The organism is Arthrobacter sp. SDTb3-6, from assembly GCF_013376095.1.
GTDB lineage: Bacteria > Actinomycetota > Actinomycetes > Actinomycetales > Micrococcaceae > Specibacter.
Genome location: NZ_JAAMFN010000023.1, coordinates 31,434 through 47,486 on the forward strand (window position 1 = coordinate 31,434; position 16,053 = coordinate 47,486).

The 16,053-nt window shown below is 67.9% G+C and carries 15 protein-coding genes; 4 read left to right on the forward strand and 11 right to left on the reverse strand.

Going from position 1 to position 16,053, the window contains the following annotated elements:
- The first annotated feature begins 42 nt into the window (after positions 1–42).
- A complete protein-coding gene (locus G6035_RS12275) occupies positions 43–2,352 on the forward strand; it encodes a cation-translocating P-type ATPase (protein WP_176617388.1) in 2,310 nt (769 codons plus the stop codon).
- Here the strand turns inward: G6035_RS12275 and G6035_RS12280 are convergent.
- Positions 2,302–3,348, reverse strand: coding sequence for a DMT family transporter (locus G6035_RS12280; protein WP_218063171.1), 1,047 nt, complete (start codon positions 3,346–3,348; stop codon positions 2,302–2,304). The genes G6035_RS12275 and G6035_RS12280 overlap by 51 nt on opposite strands.
- A gap of 74 nt (positions 3,349–3,422) precedes the next feature.
- Here G6035_RS12280 and G6035_RS12285 point away from each other — a divergent pair, with 74 nt between their 5' ends.
- Complete coding sequence (locus G6035_RS12285; RefSeq protein WP_176617390.1) at positions 3,423–3,995, forward strand: CGNR zinc finger domain-containing protein; 573 nt, start codon at positions 3,423–3,425, stop codon at positions 3,993–3,995.
- A gap of 14 nt (positions 3,996–4,009) precedes the next feature.
- Here the strand turns inward: G6035_RS12285 and G6035_RS12290 are convergent, their stop codons facing one another.
- From G6035_RS12290 to G6035_RS12310, 5 genes are all read right to left on the reverse strand, one after another.
- Positions 4,010–4,906 carry a carbohydrate ABC transporter permease gene (locus G6035_RS12290; RefSeq protein WP_176617391.1) on the reverse strand — a complete coding sequence of 299 codons (897 nt, stop codon included), beginning with the start codon at positions 4,904–4,906 and terminating at the stop codon, positions 4,010–4,012.
- Positions 4,906–5,805 carry a carbohydrate ABC transporter permease gene (locus G6035_RS12295; protein ID WP_176617392.1) on the reverse strand — a complete coding sequence of 300 codons (900 nt, stop codon included), beginning with the start codon at positions 5,803–5,805 and terminating at the stop codon, positions 4,906–4,908. The genes G6035_RS12290 and G6035_RS12295 overlap by 1 nt, the downstream gene beginning before the upstream one ends.
- A 92-nt stretch (positions 5,806–5,897) precedes the next feature.
- The gene (ngcE, locus tag G6035_RS12300; protein WP_176617393.1) at positions 5,898–7,313 is read right to left on the reverse strand and encodes an N-acetylglucosamine/diacetylchitobiose ABC transporter substrate-binding protein; all 1,416 of its coding nucleotides are present in this window, start codon (positions 7,311–7,313) and stop codon (positions 5,898–5,900) included.
- Positions 7,314–7,393: 80 nt separating this feature from the next.
- Positions 7,394–8,158 (reverse strand): sugar isomerase domain-containing protein, encoded by a 765-nt coding sequence (locus G6035_RS12305; RefSeq protein WP_176617394.1) that lies wholly within the window; start codon positions 8,156–8,158, stop codon positions 7,394–7,396.
- On the reverse strand, positions 8,151–9,122 hold the full coding sequence (locus G6035_RS12310; protein WP_218063172.1) for a MurR/RpiR family transcriptional regulator: 972 nt from the start codon (positions 9,120–9,122) through the stop codon (positions 8,151–8,153). The genes G6035_RS12305 and G6035_RS12310 overlap by 8 nt, the downstream gene beginning before the upstream one ends.
- A gap of 93 nt (positions 9,123–9,215) precedes the next feature.
- Here G6035_RS12310 and G6035_RS12315 point away from each other — a divergent pair, with 93 nt between their 5' ends.
- On the forward strand, positions 9,216–10,202 hold the full coding sequence (locus G6035_RS12315; protein ID WP_176617395.1) for an N-acetylglucosamine kinase: 987 nt from the start codon (positions 9,216–9,218) through the stop codon (positions 10,200–10,202).
- Between the two features lie 13 nt (positions 10,203–10,215).
- Here the strand turns inward: G6035_RS12315 and G6035_RS12320 are convergent, their stop codons facing one another.
- The 4 genes from G6035_RS12320 to G6035_RS12335 form a co-directional block, all read right to left on the reverse strand.
- Positions 10,216–10,548 carry a hypothetical protein gene (locus tag G6035_RS12320; protein WP_256127945.1) on the reverse strand — a complete coding sequence of 111 codons (333 nt, stop codon included), beginning with the start codon at positions 10,546–10,548 and terminating at the stop codon, positions 10,216–10,218.
- Positions 10,549–10,623: 75 nt separating this feature from the next.
- Complete coding sequence (locus G6035_RS12325) at positions 10,624–11,214, reverse strand: DUF308 domain-containing protein (protein ID WP_176617396.1); 591 nt, start codon at positions 11,212–11,214, stop codon at positions 10,624–10,626.
- Between the two features lie 9 nt (positions 11,215–11,223).
- A complete protein-coding gene (locus G6035_RS12330; protein ID WP_176617397.1) occupies positions 11,224–12,600 on the reverse strand; it encodes an MATE family efflux transporter in 1,377 nt (458 codons plus the stop codon).
- Positions 12,601–12,604: 4 nt separating this feature from the next.
- The gene (locus tag G6035_RS12335) at positions 12,605–13,534 is read right to left on the reverse strand and encodes a LysR family transcriptional regulator (RefSeq protein WP_176617398.1); all 930 of its coding nucleotides are present in this window, start codon (positions 13,532–13,534) and stop codon (positions 12,605–12,607) included.
- 73 nt (positions 13,535–13,607) lie between these two features.
- Here G6035_RS12335 and G6035_RS12340 point away from each other — a divergent pair, with 73 nt between their 5' ends.
- Complete coding sequence (locus G6035_RS12340; RefSeq protein ID WP_371131000.1) at positions 13,608–14,570, forward strand: DMT family transporter; 963 nt, start codon at positions 13,608–13,610, stop codon at positions 14,568–14,570.
- Here the strand turns inward: G6035_RS12340 and dnaB are convergent.
- Positions 14,523–15,905, reverse strand: coding sequence for a replicative DNA helicase (gene dnaB / locus G6035_RS12345; protein ID WP_176617400.1), 1,383 nt, complete (start codon positions 15,903–15,905; stop codon positions 14,523–14,525). The two genes, G6035_RS12340 and dnaB, sit on opposite strands and share 48 nt — an antisense overlap.
- Positions 15,906–16,053 lie beyond the last annotated feature (148 nt).

Here is a 16,053-nt window from a genome sequence, read left to right on the forward strand (position 1 = left end):
CCGCACCAAGGAACCCGCACCAAGGAACCAGTAAGGAGCGCCATGAGCGCCTCAGACATTTTGTCCCAAACCGACACCCCGGGCCCCCGCGTCGTCGAGATCGACATCCAAGGCATGACCTGTGCCTCGTGCGTCAGCCGGGTTGAACGCAAGTTGGGCAAACTCGAAGGCGTCAGCGCTGCCGTGAACCTCCCGCTGGAATCAGCCGCGGTCACGGTCCCCGCCGGCATGTCCGACCAACAAATCATCGACACCGTCAACGCCACCGGCTACACCGCCACCCTGAAGCACCCCGCCGTCCCCCGGCACGACGCCGGCCCGCACGGTGCGCACGGCCCCCACCCGGGTGCCGCACAGGACGGCGGCCACGACCACATGGCCCACGGCGGCACGGCCGCCACGCTGCGCCCCCGCCTGGTCCTTGCCACCATCCTGACCGTGCCCGTGTTCCTGGTTTCCATGTTCCCCGCCCTGCAGTTCCCGCAGTGGGGCTGGGTGGCGGGCATCCTGGCCCTGCCGGTGGTCACGTGGTCGGCGTGGCCGTTCCACCGCGCCGCGGCCGTCAACGCCCGGCACCTCGCCTCGACGATGGACACCCTGGTTTCCATCGGGGTCACCGCGGCATTCCTGTTCTCCGCCGTGGAACTGGCCCTGCACCCGCAGCTGACGGCGCACGGCATGCCCATGAACGGTGCGCACGCCCCGCTGTACTTTGAAGTGTCCGCAGTGGTGGTGACCTTCCTATTGCTCGGCCGCTACCTGGAAGCCAAGGCCAAGGCGAAGGCCGGCGACGCGCTCAAGGCCCTGCTGAGCCTGGGCGCCAAGGAGGCCACGGTGCTGCGCGACGGGGTTGAAGTGAAGATTCCCGCGGCCGAACTCGCCGTGGACGAGGTCTTTGTGGTCCGCCCCGGCGAGAAGATCGCCACGGACGGCGTGGTCACCGACGGCGCCTCCAGCATCGACACCTCGCTGATCACCGGCGAATCGCTGCCCGTCGACGTGGCCGTGGACGACGCGGTCACCGGCGCCACCATCAACACCTCCGGCCGCCTGCTGGTGCGGGCCACCCGCGTGGGCAGTGAAACCACGCTGGCCCAGATGGGCCGCCTGGTCAGCGCCGCGCAGGCCGGCAAGGCCCCCATCGCCCGCCTGGCGGACCGGATCAGCGCCGTGTTCGTGCCCGTCGTCCTGGCCGTCGCCGTGGCCACCTTCGCACTGTGGCTGGCCTTCAGCGGCGACCTCCAGGCGGCGTTCACGGCGGCCGTGGCTGTGCTGATCATCGCCTGCCCCTGCGCACTGGGCCTGGCCACGCCGGTCGGCCTGCTGACCGGCAGCGGCCGCGCGGCCCAGCTGGGCATCCTCATCAGGGGCCCGCAGGTCCTGGAGGACACGCGCACCGTGGACACCATCCTGCTGGACAAGACGGGCACGGTCACCGAAGGCAGGCTGTCCGTGGTCGACGTCGTGCCCCTCGCCCAGGTGCCGGAAGTGGAGCTGCTGCGCCTGGCCGGCGCCGTGGAATCCCACAGCGAACACCCCATCGCGCACGCCATCACGGCCCATGCGCGTGAAAACGCAGGCCAGAGCGGCGGCCTGCCCGCCGTTGCGGACTTCACCTCCTCCCCCGGCGGCGGGGTGCGCGCGCGCATAGCGGGCCGCACCGTGCTGGCCGGCCGGGCGGGCTGGCTGGAGGAAAACGGCGTCGAGCTTTCCGGGCAGGACCGCAGTGCCCTGCTCGCCCAGGAACAGCGCGGCACCACCGCCATTTGGGTGGCGGTGGACGGGCAGGCCGCCGGGCTCCTCGCGCTGCAGGACACCATCAAGGCCGGTTCCCCAGCGGCCATTGCCCGGCTCAAGGAACTGGGCCTGCGCCCCCTCCTGCTCACCGGCGACAACGCCGCCGTCGCCGCCCAGGTGGCGGCAACCGTGGGGATCGCGCCGGAGGACGTCCTTGCCGAGGTCCTGCCGGAGGGGAAGGTGGCGGCGGTGGTGAAGCTGCAGCGCGCCGGAGCCACCGTGGCCATGGCCGGGGACGGCGTCAATGACGCAGCAGCCCTGGCCCAGGCCGATCTCGGCATCGCGATGGGCTCGGGCACCGACGCCGCCATCGAGGCGGCCGACCTCACGGTGATGGGCAACGACCTCAACCAGGTGGCCACGGCCATTGCCCTCTCCCGGAAGACGCTGGGGACCATCAAGACCAACCTGTTCTGGGCCTTTTTCTACAACGCGATCGGCATCCCGGTGGCGGCCCTTGGCCTGCTGAACCCGATGGTCGCCGGTGGTGCCATGGCCGCCAGTTCAGTCCTGGTGGTGGCGAATTCGCTGCGGCTGCGCCGCTTCGGGCGGTAACCCGCCGGCCAGGTCCACCGCGTAGGACGGGCCGCGCCGGCCGCGGCCGCGCAGCTCGTCCAGCCGCACCATCACGACACCCGCCATGATGCACAACCCGCCCAGCAATTGGACCAGGCGCGGCATCTCCCCCAGCAGGACCCACGCCCACAACACGGCAAACAGGACTTCAAACAGCGCCACAAAGGACGCCACCTTCGAGCCCAGGCCCCGCGTGGCAATGATCCCGGCCACGTAGGCAAAGACGGTGGTGAGGAGCACCAGGCCCAGCACGGGCACAAACCACGGCACCAGCCGGCCGGCAAACACCGGGCTGGCAGCGGAAAACGTCAAGGGCATGAGCCCGGCCGCGCCCAGGCCCAGGATCAGGGCCGCGCCCACGGCCATGCCGCCGCCGGCCATGAGGATGGGCGGGACGGTGTCATTGCTGCGTGCGGACATGATGAAGAACACCGCCGAGCACACGGCCGCCGCCAGCCCCCAGAGGATCCCGGCGACGCTGACCTGGGTGCTGCCGGCCAGGTCCAGCACCAGGACCAGCCCCGACATGGCGCAGGCGGCACCCAAAATGGTCAGCAGCCGCGGGCGGGTGCGGGTGGTCAGCCAGGCCCAGCCCACCAGCAGCACGGGTGAGAGGTATTCCAGCAGCAGCGCCACCCCCACGGACAGGTGGGAGACGGCGTTGAAGTAAAACAGCTGGCACAGGGCAATGGGCACAATGCCGTAAACGGCAATGCGCAGCAGCGAGCCCCGCACGGCCACCCACTGCCGCACCAGGCTGACGGCCGCCGGAACGGCCAGCACGACGGCGGCGCCCCCGATGCGGGCCGCCACGGCCGCCCCGGGCGACCAGCCGGCCTCGAAGAGTGACTTGGCAAAGGGCCCGGACAGGGCAAAGGTCGCGGCCGACGCGAAGGCAAACAGCAGTGCCGAGGAGGCGTTTTGGGCGGGTGCGCCCGGCAGGGCCGTGGGGCGGGAATTCCTGGAAATGGTCATGGGGCGCGTCCGTAGGTCATGAGTAAAAGGCGTTAGACTCATGACACTACGCGTGCCTATTGTCAGGAGTCAACATGGTCTTTACTAATGACACGGAAGTCGCCCTGGTGTCAGCGGTCAACCTGATCAACACCGCGCCCGTGGGCATCCTGCCGGACGGGGGCGTGTCCGGCACGGAGAAGCTGGCCACGATGGCGGACCTGGATGCCTTTGTGGCGGCTGAGCAGTTCACCGGCTCCCGCCAACACACGGCCGCGGAGCTGGCGGCCGTGCATCAGATCCGCAACGAACTGCGCGCCATCTGGACGGCCGGCGAGGACTCCGCGGTGGCCCTGGTCAACGGGCTGCTGGCCCGGGCCAACGCCCTCCCCCAGCTGGTCCGCCACGACCAGTGGGACTGGCACCTGCACGCCACCGCCCCGGCGGCCCCGCTGGCCCAGCGCATGGGCGTGGAGGCCGCCATGGCCCTCGTGGACGTGATCCGCGCCAAGGAACTCCAACGGCTGAAGGTGTGTGCGGCCGACGACTGCCAGGCCGTGTTGATCGACCTGTCCAAGAACCGCTCCCGCCGCTACTGCGACACCGGAAACTGCGGCAACCGCGCCCACGTGGCGGCCTACCGGCGCCGCCGGCTCGCCAAGGACTAGCGCCGGCGGGGCGGCTACTTCATGGTGCCTGCCGAGACGGAGCCCTGCAGCTGGCGCTGGAAGAAGATGTAGGCCACCAGCACCGGCACCACCACGATGACGGCGGCAGCGAACATGGAGCCGAAGTCCACGGCATAGCCCTGCTGGCCGGCAAAGGCCGCAATGCCCTGGGACAGCACCCAATGGTCCTGGTCCGTGTTGATGGCCACGGGGATCAGGTACTGGTTCCACAGGCCCAGGAAGTTGAAGATCGCCACGGACGCCATGCCGGGCCTGGCCATGGGCAGCATGACCTGGAAGAAGGTGCGCCACTCGCCGGCACCGTCGATCTGGGCGGCCTCGGATATTTCCGTGGGCAGGGCCTGGAAGAACGCGAACAGGAAGAACACGGTGAACGGAAGCGCAAAGGCCACGTAGACAATGATCAGGCCTGGCAGGGTGTTCAGCAGCCCGATGTTCTTGAGGATGAAAAACAGCGGGACGATGGCCAGGAAGATCGGGAACGTCAGGCCGGCCAGCATCAGGTAGTAGATGGCACGCGAGCCCCGAAACGCATAGCGGGCCAGGACGTAGGCACACATGGCGCCGAGCACCATGACAATCACCAGCGCACAGCCCACCACAATCACGGTGTTCAGGAAGTAGCTGCCGATTCCCGCCGTCGCCCAGGCGGTGACATAGTTCGTGAAGCTCCAATGCTCCGGAAGGGAGAACGGCGAGGCAAAGATTTCCTTCGTCGTCTTGAACGAGGACAGCAGGGTCCAGGCGAGGGGGATCAGCACCATCAACGCCCACAGCGCCAGCAGGACGTGGGAAACCCCTGCCACCGTCTTGTCTGCGCGTGTTTCCCGGGCCTTGCGTTGGACGTGCCCCTGCACCGGGGGTGTCGTATTGGACAATTTGAGCGTCATTATTCAGCCACTTCCGTACGTCCGCCGGTCAGCCGGTTGACCAGGAACACCAGCCCGGCGAAGATCAGGGTCAGGGCCGCCAGGACCACGCCCATGGCGCAGGCCAGGCCGAACTGACCCTTCGAGAAGGCGGTGGTGAACAGCTTTTGGGCAATCACCAGGGTGGAGTTTTCCGGTCCGCCGGTGGAGTTGAGCACCGACATGTAGACAAAGGCGTCCAAGGCCAGGATGCCCATGTAGATGTAGGCGGTCTGGACGTTCTCGCGGATCAGCGGGATGGTGATGCTGATGGCCGTGCGAAAACGGCCGGCACCGTCAATGCGGGCCGCCTCGTACGTCTCCGCGGGGATTCCCTTGATGGCTGCGATGAACAGGATCATGTAGAAGCCCACAAAACCCCAGACGATCACCACCATGGAGGCCACCATGGCGGTGCGGGAGTCGCCGAGCCAGGGGTAGGACTTCAGGCCGTCAAAGCCGAGGCCGGTCAGGATGCCGTTCAGCAGCCCGGCGCTGGGATCGTAGATCTGGCCCCAGATGATGCCGATGACGACGGCCGGGATCACATAGGGGAAAAACGAGATGATGCGGTAGAAGCCTGCCCCGCGCAGGCCCTTGATCTGGCCGCGGCTGCTGCCGCCGATCGTGACCAGGGTGGCCAGGACCAGGGACAGTATGACGGTGATGACGGGCAGGAAGATGGCCAGGATGATGCTGTTGCGGACCGCGATCATGAAGATGTTGTCCTGGAAGAGCTGGACATAGTTCGCCAACCCGATGAACGGCATTTGGTTGTTGAAGCCGTTCCAGCTGGTCAGGGAGTAGTACACGGCCTGGGCAAAGGGCGAGATGACGAAAACCAGGTAGATCACCAACGGCAGCCCCATAAAGACCGCCATGAAGCTGACCTTGTCGAATGTCAGTTTTTTCCGGCGCCGCCGGGCAGCGGGCGGAAGGCCGCTGCCCGGTTGCACACGGTTTAGTGCCTGTGTCACTTCACTTCAATCTTTGTGACCGAACTGTCGTTGGCGACCTTGTCGGTGATGTCCTGCAGCGCCTTGGTCAGGCCGGCGGTGTCCAGCTTGCCGTCCAGGAAGGAGTTCCACGGCACCAGCTGGTCCTGGTTGATGCCGTAAAGGTCCACGAAGTTCCACGTGAAGATGTTCTTCTTCGCGTTGTCCAGCATGGAGATCTGGGAAACCAGCGCCGTGGAGCCGAAGCCGTCTGCCGGCACGGTGCCCTTGACGACCGTGGGCGCCAGCTTGGTCTTCGCGAAGTTGACGGCCGATTCCTTGGAGAGCATGGTGCGCAGCAGTTCCTTGCCGGCGGCGGTGTTCTTGCCCTTCGACGGGACAATGTACGGCTCCCCTGCCGCGGAACGGACGCCGATCTGCGGAATCTTCGGGCTCGAGGTGACGACCGGCACAGGGGTCCCGGTCATCTTGAAGCCGGCCTTGGTCTGGTCCTTCATCTCGTTCTCAATCCAGGACCCCGACGGGTACAGCAGGGCGTCCTGGTTGTTGGACCACTGCGCCTGGGCGGCCGTGAACTGCGTTCCGGATCCGCCGGGCTTGACGTAGCCGGCCTTGATGATCTTTTCCAGGGCACTGAAGACGCTCTGGACGGCCGGCAGCGACCAGCAGTTGGGCTTGAGGTTTTCCAGCGCCAGGCGGACCTCGTCGCCTCCCTCCTTGATGGCGGATTCGATGGCCATCGTCTGGTAGTAGGTGGCGGCTTCCTTGCCCCAGAGGAACAGGTACTTGCCCTGGGCCTTGGCCTTGGCACCCAGGTCCATGGCCTCATCCCAGGTGGTCGGAACCTTCCAGCCGTTGGCATCGAAAAGGGACTTGGAATACCACAGGGCGTACACCGTCAACACGTAGTTGATGGCCGCAACCTTCCCGCCGAACGTCCCGGGGGCCAGGACGCCGTCGTACAGGGTGTCGGCGATCCTGGTGCCTTCCAGGTTGTTCGCCTCGGTGATCGACTTGAGGTCCTCGAGCTGGTCCAGGATGGTGCTGAAGCCGATGGCCTTGGCGCCAGAGTTGTCGATGAGGTCCGGCGGGTTGCCGCCCACGAAGCGGGGTTGCAGCTCCTGGGCGATGTTGGTTGAGGGGCTGATCTTCACGTCGATGCCCGGGTAGTTCTTCTTCAGGATGTCCCCGGCAAAGTCAACATAGTCAATGCCGTAGCCGCCCTTGAAGATGACGGCGTCGAGGGTGCCCGTCTTGGCCACGCCGAACGGGTTGGTGGCCGAGACGGCGCCACCGGCAGCGGTGGACGTTTGGGTGGTGCTGCCCCCGCCTGCACAGGAGGCCAGGGCCCCGCCCAGGGGGACCACAACGGCCGCGGCCAGGGCCCCGCGGAGGAATCCACGCCGTTGCACCGGCTTGTTCAAAATAATCATTTTTTGTACTGCCTTCCATTGTTGGTACGAGCGCTACAGGTACTGCTTTGTACTTTGGGTATGGTTCCGGCTTCGTCCAGTCATGCCTCACGCCTGAGCCGGCCGGCATAGCTGGCCACCAGCGCATTATTGTGTTCATCGCCGCCCGGGGTGTTTGCCGAAACATAGATGGGCGGTTTTTTCCCCGCACGGATCAGGCATTGGACAGTCTCAATGGTCAACAGCTGCGCAATGTACGCGCCTGTTATCGATGACACCGCCCCCACTCCCCCTCCGCCGGAAATCTCAAGGGTTGTATCGCCAAACGGCGCCCTGTTATCGATAACAATATCCGCAATTTCGCTGAGACGCATCCCACAGGGGTGCTTGCTCTCGACGGCGGCCGTGTGCGCCAGGCTTGTCACGGCTATCACGGTATGCCCCCGCTCCTTGGCCAGCAGTGCCAGGCCGACCACGGAAGCGTTGACGCCGGAGTTGGAGGCAATGATGAAGATGTCGTGCGGTTCCACGGCCTGCAGCCCAAAAAGTTCCTCCGCGACGCCTTCCTCACGCTCCAGGACGGACCCCGTCGTGGCATCCAGGGCAGCCGCCTCCCGTGTTCCGTGCAGCACCACGTCCCGCAACGCAATCTTGCTGGTGGGGATCAACCCGCCGGCCCGGCCGGCGATCTCCATCGCAAACGCCTCGGAGTGCCCGGTCCCAAAGGCATGGATGACTCCGTCGTTGGCCACGGCGTCCGCGAGGGCGGCGGCCGCGGCGGCCATTCCGCCGCCGGCAGCCCAGCCGGTGATCTCCGCCAGCCGGGAGCTGACTTCCCGGCTGAAGTCCACGATGGCCTCAGACATGCCCGGGGGCCCTTCCCCCTGCACGCTGGAGCCGGCCGCCGCCAAGCTCCCGGCGGGCCGCCCGTGTGGGGCGGCGGTGCGGGGAGACGGCCGCGGCTGAGGCGGCCAGGCTGGCGGCGGACTGGGTGAAGTTCGTTTGGGCCACCAGCAGGTAGATCATATCCAGGACCAGGAGCTGCACGTGCTTGGCCGAAAGGTCGTCCGGCTGGAGGAACTGTTCGTGGACGGAGGTGATGATGGCTTCGTCGGCGATCTCCGCGAGCGGCGAGCCGGGGTTGTTGCTCAAGGCCACGGTCAGGGCGCCGGCCTCCCCGGCTTCCCGCAGCATTTCTATGGTTTCCTCCGTGCGGCCCGTGTTGGAAATGCCGATGGCCACCGAGTTGGAGTCCTGGATGGCGGCGCTGGTGAGGCCGGCGTGGACTTCGGACCAGTGGTGGGCATTGACGCCGATGCGGTAGAGCCGCGACTGCAGTTCCTTGGCCATGACGGCGCTGCCGCCAATGCCGTAGATGTCCACATGTGAGCTCATGGCGATCCGGCGGGCAATCTTGTTCATCAGCGCCAGGTCCATGACCGCGGCGGTTTCCTCCAGGGAACGCGTGTGCGCATTGACCAGCGTGCTGAGCACGTCGCCGGCGGGATCGTCGGGGCCAAAAGCGCGCCCAATGTCCGTTTTCCAGGATTCGCGGGCGTCGCTGCGGCCGACGTCCGAGGCGATGCTCACACGGAAGGGCACGTAGCCGGCATACCCGAGCAGGCGGCAGAAGCGCGTCACGGTGGCCGGGGAGGTCCCGGTCTGTCCGGCCAGTTCCAGGATGGACAGTTCCAGGGGGGCCTGTGGTTGTGCCAGCAGGAAGACGCCAATCTTCGCCATCGCGGCCGGCATGTCCGGTAGTTTGGCCTGGATGCGGTTCACCACGCCGGCAGCATGTGCCGCCATGGGGGCATCGGTGAACGGTGTCATGTGAAAATCCATTTCCTTTTTGCGATCAATAATTGAAAACTATTATCATCATGAGTGTTAGTCAAGTCACATCGAGGGCACGGAATGGTAACGATGCATAATTTCCTGGCAGTCGACGCCGGTGGAACCTCCACCAGGGCCGTGCTGGTGTCACCCTCGGGCACATGCCTCGGGTATGGCGAATCAGGTGCCGGAAACCCGGTATCGCGCGGATTCCGCGGTGCGGCGGATGCCGTGCTGCGGGCATCCCGGAAGGCCCTTGGCGGGTCCGCGCGCCCGGTGCATTCAGCCACCGTCGCCATGGCCGGGGCCTCCCTGGCGCAGCCGCCGGGGCTGCTCCTGGAACACCTCCGGGAGTTCAATCCGGCACAGGGCATAACGATTGAATCTGATTTATTGGCGGTATTTTATTCCGGAAGCTATCACGATGCGGGCCATGCCCTCATCGCCGGGACCGGCGCGGTGGCGGCCCGGGTGGAGGGCGGGCGGCTCGCCGCCGTGGCCGACGGCGCCGGGTGGCTTTTGGGCGACAGCGGCTCCGGCTTCTGGCTGGGGCGCGAGGCTGTCCGGGCCGTCGCAGCCGCCCTGGACGGCAGGGGGCCGGGCACCGCGCTGACGGAAGGGGTGCTGGCGCAGCTTGGCCTGCAGGCGGATCCGGCCGTCGGGGCCTCGGGCCGCACGGGCACCCTGCAGCAGCTGATCAACGCCGTGTACGGGTTCATGCCCGTCCAGCTTTCGCGTTTTGCGCCCAGGGTCTTCGATGTCCCCGCCGATCCCGTGGCCCGGGACATCATGGACCGTGCGGCAGCCGCGCTGGCCGGCACGCTGCTGGCCGTCGGGGGTGGCGGGCCGGGCGGCCCGCTTGTGTTTGGCGGCAGCGTACTGACCAAGGGTGCCCCGGTGGCGGCTGCCGTGGTGGAGGAAGTCTCCCTGCGGCGCCCGGGTGCGCGCCCGGTGCCGGTGCTGGTCCACGACGGCGTGGCGGGTGCGGCCGTGCTGGCACTCAAGCGCCACGGTATTGCCGTGGATGCCATCGTCTTTGGCCGGATCGCCTCCAGCCTGGCCGCCCTGCGGGACTGAGCCGCGGGCGGGCCTAGGCGGCGGGGGTGCCGCCGTCGCCCTTTTTTCCAGCCTGCCGGGCGCCCGGCAGGCGGTCGGAGGAACGGCGGTTCACGCCCGAGCCCTCGCTGAGGTAGTCGGGGTTTTCCTTGTGCCCCATGACCAGCAGCGAGGAGATCAACAGCGCCGCGATGAACGCGATGCCAAAGGCGATGCCGCCCAGGTCCCAGCGCAGCCCGTGCACGGTGCCGCCCGCGGACACCACCAGCACCACGATGCCGGCCACGGCCCCCAGCGCAAAGGAAAAGCCCAGGGGGAACTTGATGGAATTGCCCGACTTCGGGCTTTGCGGCTCTTCTTTGCCCACAATGGATCCTTAGGTGTTGTTTGGCACCGGCTCACCTCGGTGCGTTCTACGTTAAGTAGAACAATTGCTTCAAGTTTACTTTCCTTTTGGCGTGCGCGTGTCATGGCGCAGCGTGAGCGCGGACAGCAGCCACAGTGCGCCGGTCATGAGCGCCCCGCCGCCGCTGACGCCCAGCAGCCCGTGCGGGCCGGAAGTGATGAAAAAGGGCAGGAGCACGCCGGTGCCCAAGCCCAGGACGCCGGAAATCAGCCAGTCGCTGCGCAGCTGCGAGCGGGCCGAGGTGAGGGCCGCGTACAGCTCGGCGGCACCCATGACGGCAAGCGCCGCGGCGCCCAGCCACGCCGCCAGCACGGTGCTGACGGCAATGAAGACCACGACGCCGGCGACGGCCAGGAGGGCGGCGGCGCCCATGAGGGCCAGACGCTTGGCATCGCCGCGCGGCAGGGCCAGCCGCCGCACAATCCAGTAGTGCGAGAGGCCAAGCACCACGAAGTACCAGCCGAAGTTCAGGCAGAGGCCCAGCGTGCCCGGGGCCCCGAAAAAGACCGTGATGATGCCAAAGAGCAGCGTGGCCATGGACCGGAACAGCACCGGCTGCCACAACAGGGCCCCGCGGGCTTTGTTCACAGTGGGATGTGCCCCTTGCGGCACGGCAGTTTCACTCACCCCCCAAGTCTAGCCGCGGCCAGCCGGGACCCCCACCTGCATCCACCGTCCCGTGCGGGCGCGCAGCCCCAGCGTCGCGGCCCGGGCCGCCATGTAGCCGAGGCTGAACGCTGCCCACAACCAGCCCAGGGCTGCCGGGCTGCCGCCCGGCACGGCAGCCCAGACCCACCACAGCAGCGGCAGGTAGACGGCCACGTTGACCAGCCCGGCCAGGGCCAGGTACCGTGCGTCACCGGCGCCGATCAGCACGCCGTCCAGCACAAAGACGTAGCCCGCCAGCGGCTGCCCGACGGCCATCACGACGAGGGCGGCGGCGAGCGCCCGGTGGACGCCGGCGTCGTTGGTGAACAGCCAGCCGACGCCGGGGGCGGCCGCCCACAGGGCCACGCCCGTGACCACCCCGAAGCCCAGGCCCCACCACGTCATGGTGCGCGTGAGGACGCGCACGGCCGTGACGCGGCCGGCACCCAGCTCCTTCCCGATGAGCGCCTGGGCCGCAATGGCGAGGGCGTCGAGCGCGAAGGCCAGGAACGTGAAAAGGGTCATGGCCAGCTGGTGCGCGGCCAGGTTGGCCGGCCCCTGGGCGGTGGCCACCACCACGGTGGCGAGGATGGCCAGGCGCAGCGACAGGGTGCGGACCATGAGCCAGCCGCCCACGCGGGAGACCGTGCGGACGCCGGCCCAGTCGGGTCGCACGGACACGCCCTCGGCGCGGGCGGCCCGGGCCACGATCACCAGGTACACGACTGCCATCCCCCACTGCGCCAGGACCGTGCCGAGCGCCGCGCCGGCCACGGACAGGCCCAGGCCGTACACCAGGGCAAAGTTCAGGGCGATGTTCACGGTGAAGCCCACGCCGGCCACCACGAGCGGGGTCCGGGTGTCCTGCAGGCCGCGCAGCACGCCCATGGCCGCCAGGACCAGCAGCATGGCCGGGAGGCCCGCCATGCTGACCAGCAGGTACTCGTGCGCGAAGCCCAGGACCACGCCGCGGGCCCCCATCGCGGACAGCACGGGGCCTGCCGCCAGCCAGCCCGCGACGACCAGTGCCAGCCCCAGGCCCAGGGCCAGCCAGAGTCCGTCGCGGCCCACGGCGAGGGCGTCGGCGCGGCGGCCGGCCCCGAGCAGCCGGGCCACGGCCGGGGTGGTGGAATATGCCAGGAACACCATGAGTCCCACCACGGTCTGCAGGACGGTTGCGGCCAGGCCCACGCCGGCCAGTTCGGCAACACCCAGGTGGCCCACAATGGCGGAGTCGGCGAGCAGGAACAGCGGTTCGGCGATGAGCGCACCAAACGCCGGGACCGCCAGGTGCAGGATTTGCCGGGAGGTGGACTGTCCGGGCGCGGGGGCAGCCGGAGCCTTTTGCGGCACAGGTTTGGGCATGGACCTAGCGTATCGGCGCCGGCAGTGCCCCGGCATCCGCGAGCCCGGCCATGACCGTGTGCAGGGCACGGATGACGTGCTGCACGCCGGCCCGTTCCATCGCCTCGGGCCGGGCCAGCAGGTCGATGTGCCGCCCGAGCCGCGGGGTGCGCAGCGGGACGAGCACGAGTTGTGGAAAGTGCATGCGGTTCACGGTGTACCGCGGCATGAGTGAGATGCAGGAGCCGCGCTCCACGACGGATGCGGCGACGAAGAACTCGTTGATCCGGTGCGCGATCGCCGCCTCCTCCCCTGCCAGCGTGCCGATCAGCTCGATGGCCCCCTCCAGCGGGAACCCGCGGTGCACGGAAATCCACTGTTCGCCGCGAAGGTCTGCGGGGACCAGGCTCTTGCGCCGGGCCAGCCGGTGTCCGGCACCGACGGCAACGTCGAGGGGCTCAAACGCCAGCGCGGTGGCGTGCACCGTCGCCGGCCAGCCGGGGCTGTTGGCCAGCCGGTGGGCCACCACCACGTCGTAGTCGGCCGTGAGGGTGGCAAAGTCCTGTTGGGCCACGTCCTCGTCCGACAACGCCAGCCGCGGGCCCCCGCTTTCGGCCACGGCCTGCTCCAGGGTGCGGAACAGGGCCAGCCCGGCGCTGTGGAAGGCGGCCACGCTGACAGGGGCGCCGGCGTCGTCCGCGAACCTCTGGACGGCCGTTTCCGCGCGGGCCAGCGCCACCTCCACGTCGGCCGCGGCCCGGCACAGCGCAAGGCCCGCGGGGGTCAGTGCGGTGCGGCGGCCCTGTTTGAACGTCAGCGCCGTCCCGGCCTTGCGCTGCAGGGCGGAGAGCTGTTGCGAGACGGACGACGGCGTGACGTGCAGCGCCTGCGCAGCCGCGGCGATGCTTCCCCTCGCCTGGACTTCGCGCAGCGCCCTCAACTGGCCTATTTCCATAAGTTCAAACTAATGCATAGCCCCGTGAATTGGCATCTGGTGCGAAGGTATTTGCGGCGTCAGGATGGAGGCTGTGAAGACCTTGAAGGGCGGCCCGGGCGGCCGCGGCGTGGATGTGGCGCTGCTGGGCGTGGCGGCCGTGTGGGGCGGCAGCTATCTGGTGGCGAAGGAACTGACGGCGGAGGCCTCCGTGCCCGCAGTGCTGGGATGGCGCTTTGTCGTGGCCTCCCTGGCCCTGGGCGCCGTGTGGCTGTGGCGGGTGCGCCGGGTCCCGGGGCGTGCGGAACTGTGGACCGGTGTGCTGCTGGGGTTGACCCAGGCGGCGGTCCTGTTTCTGGAGACCTGGGGCGTGGCCCAGACACGCGCGTCCAAGGCGGGCCTGATCATCAGCCTGGTGGTGGTGTTCACGCCGCTGGTCGATTCCGCGGCCGCGAGGCGCTGGCTGCCGCCCGGATTCTTCGTGGCGGCCGTGGTCAGCGTAGTGGGCGTGGCCCTGCTGGTCTCCGGCGGCGGGTTCCGCGCACCCAACCCCGGCGACCTGCTCATGTTGGCCGCGGCGGCGGTCCGGGCCGGCCACGTGACCCTGCTGGGCACGCTGACCCGGCACAAGCCGTTCAATTCCGTCACCATCACGCTCATCCAGTCGGCGGTGTGCGCGGGGGCCGGCGTGGCAATGGATCCGGCGGGAATGGCAACGGCTGCGTTTGCCTTTGGCCCGTCCGGCTGGCTGCGCGTGCTGTTCCTGGGCCTGGCCTGCAGCGTGTTCGCGTTTTTGGTCCAGCTCTGGGCGGTGCGGCGCACTTCGGCCGCCCGGGCCAGCCTCTTGATGGGGACCGAACCGGTCTGGGCCGTGCTTGCGGGCGTGCTGCTCGCCGGGGAGGCTGTTGGCTGGTCCGGGGCGCTTGGCGCAGCCCTGATCGTGGCAGGATGCCATGCCGGGCAGCGGATCGAGGCCCGGACCAGGCTTGCAGTGCCGGAACTGCCGGGGCTAGTACCCGCCTCCGCCGCTGTCGCTGGCCATGTTGGCAAACCGTGAGTAGTGGCCCTGGAAGCCCACCACGATCGTCTTGGTGGGGCCGTTGCGGTGCTTGGCGACGATGACGTCGGCCTCGCCGGCGCGTGCGGACTCCTTGTCGTAGATGTCCTCGCGGTGGAGCAGGATGACCATGTCCGCATCCTGCTCGATCGACCCGGACTCGCGAAGGTCCGAAACCATCGGTTTCTTGTCCGTGCGCTGCTCGGAGCCTCGGTTCAACTGCGAGAGCGCCACGACGGGCACCTGCAGCTCCTTGGCGAGCAGCTTCAGCGCACGGGAGAACTCGGAGACTTCCTGCTGGCGCGATTCCACGCGCTTGCCGGAGGACATGAGCTGGAGGTAGTCCAGGATGACGAGCTTGAGGTCGTGCTGCTGTTTCAGGCGCCGGCACTTGGCGCGGATTTCCATGAGCGACATGTTGGGCGAATCGTCGATGAAAAGCGGGGCGTCGTTCATTTTGCCCATGGTCGTGGCGATCTTCGACCACTGGTCGTCCTTGACAGTGCCCTTGCGGAGGTCCTGCAGGCTGATGGTGGCCTCGGCCGAAAGCAGGCGCATGGCCAGCTCGTTGCGGCCCATTTCCAGGGAAAACACCACCGTCGCCATGTTGTGGCCGATGGCGGCCGACCGCGCCCAGTCAAGGGCGAAGGTCGACTTTCCCACGGCCGGGCGGGCCGCGATGACGATCATCTGCCCCGGGTGCAGGCCGTTGGTCAGTTCGTCGAATTCGTAGAAGCCGGTGGGCACGCCGGTCAGGCCCTCGCCCTTGTGGCCCGACGCCTCGATTTCATCGACCGTGGATTCCATGACGTCCTTGAGGATCACGTAGTCCTCGGTGGTGCGGCGTTCGGCCACGGCGAAGATCTCCGCCTGGGCCGCGTTCACCACGTCCTCCACCTCACCGTCCTGGGCATACCCCATCTGGACGATCTTGGTGCCGGCCGTGACCAGGCGGCGGAGCACGGCGCGCTCGGCCACGATCTCGGCGTAGAAGCCGGCGTTGGCGGCGGTGGGCACGGACTGGATGAGCTGGTGCAGGTAGGCGGCGCCGCCGGCCTTCGCGATCTCGCCGCGCTTGGTCAGCTCGTCGGCAACGGTGACGGCGTCGGCAGGCTCGCCGCGGCCGTAGAGGTCGAGGATGGCCTCATAGATGCTCTCGTGGGAGGGGCGGTAGAAATCGTTGCCGCGCAGCACCTCCACGACGTCCGCGATGGCGTCCTTGGAGAGCATCATGCCGCCCAGCACGCTTTGCTCGGCGACAAGGTCCTGCGGGGGCGTCCGGGCGAAGTCCGGCTCCCTGGACGAAACGGCGGTGTCCATTGCTGGAGCTGACATGAGTTGTGCCCACTTTCCTACCTGCTGGCCTGGCATGCTACGCAACCGATTGATTCGGCTTGGAGTGCTTCCTCCCGTCCTACCAGCACATAACGACATTATTGCCGTTCGCGGAGGGGATCCCCTGCAACGGTAGACGCTCTGTGGA

What these genes read in the sequence shown, in the direction of transcription:
- G6035_RS12280 (WP_218063171.1), bottom strand. Translation starts at nt 3,348, where the DNA reads ATGACCATTTCCAGGAATTCCCGCCCCACGGCCCTGCCGGGCGCACCC.
- dnaB (WP_176617400.1), bottom strand. Translation starts at nt 15,905, where the DNA reads ATGTCAGCTCCAGCAATGGACACCGCCGTTTCGTCCAGGGAGCCGGAC.
- G6035_RS12290 (WP_176617391.1), bottom strand. Translation starts at nt 4,906, where the DNA reads ATGACGCTCAAATTGTCCAATACGACACCCCCGGTGCAGGGGCACGTC.
- G6035_RS12335 (WP_176617398.1), bottom strand. Translation starts at nt 13,534, where the DNA reads ATGGAAATAGGCCAGTTGAGGGCGCTGCGCGAAGTCCAGGCGAGGGGA.
- ngcE (WP_176617393.1), bottom strand. Translation starts at nt 7,313, where the DNA reads ATGATTATTTTGAACAAGCCGGTGCAACGGCGTGGATTCCTCCGCGGG.
- G6035_RS12285 (WP_176617390.1), top strand. Translation starts at nt 3,423, where the DNA reads ATGGTCTTTACTAATGACACGGAAGTCGCCCTGGTGTCAGCGGTCAAC.
- G6035_RS12330 (WP_176617397.1), bottom strand. Translation starts at nt 12,600, where the DNA reads ATGCCCAAACCTGTGCCGCAAAAGGCTCCGGCTGCCCCCGCGCCCGGA.
- G6035_RS12310 (WP_218063172.1), bottom strand. Translation starts at nt 9,122, where the DNA reads ATGACACCGTTCACCGATGCCCCCATGGCGGCACATGCTGCCGGCGTG.
- G6035_RS12305 (WP_176617394.1), bottom strand. Translation starts at nt 8,158, where the DNA reads ATGTCTGAGGCCATCGTGGACTTCAGCCGGGAAGTCAGCTCCCGGCTG.
- G6035_RS12315 (WP_176617395.1), top strand. Translation starts at nt 9,216, where the DNA reads ATGCATAATTTCCTGGCAGTCGACGCCGGTGGAACCTCCACCAGGGCC.
- G6035_RS12295 (WP_176617392.1), bottom strand. Translation starts at nt 5,805, where the DNA reads ATGGCGGTCTTTATGGGGCTGCCGTTGGTGATCTACCTGGTTTTCGTC.
- G6035_RS12275 (WP_176617388.1), top strand. Translation starts at nt 43, where the DNA reads ATGAGCGCCTCAGACATTTTGTCCCAAACCGACACCCCGGGCCCCCGC.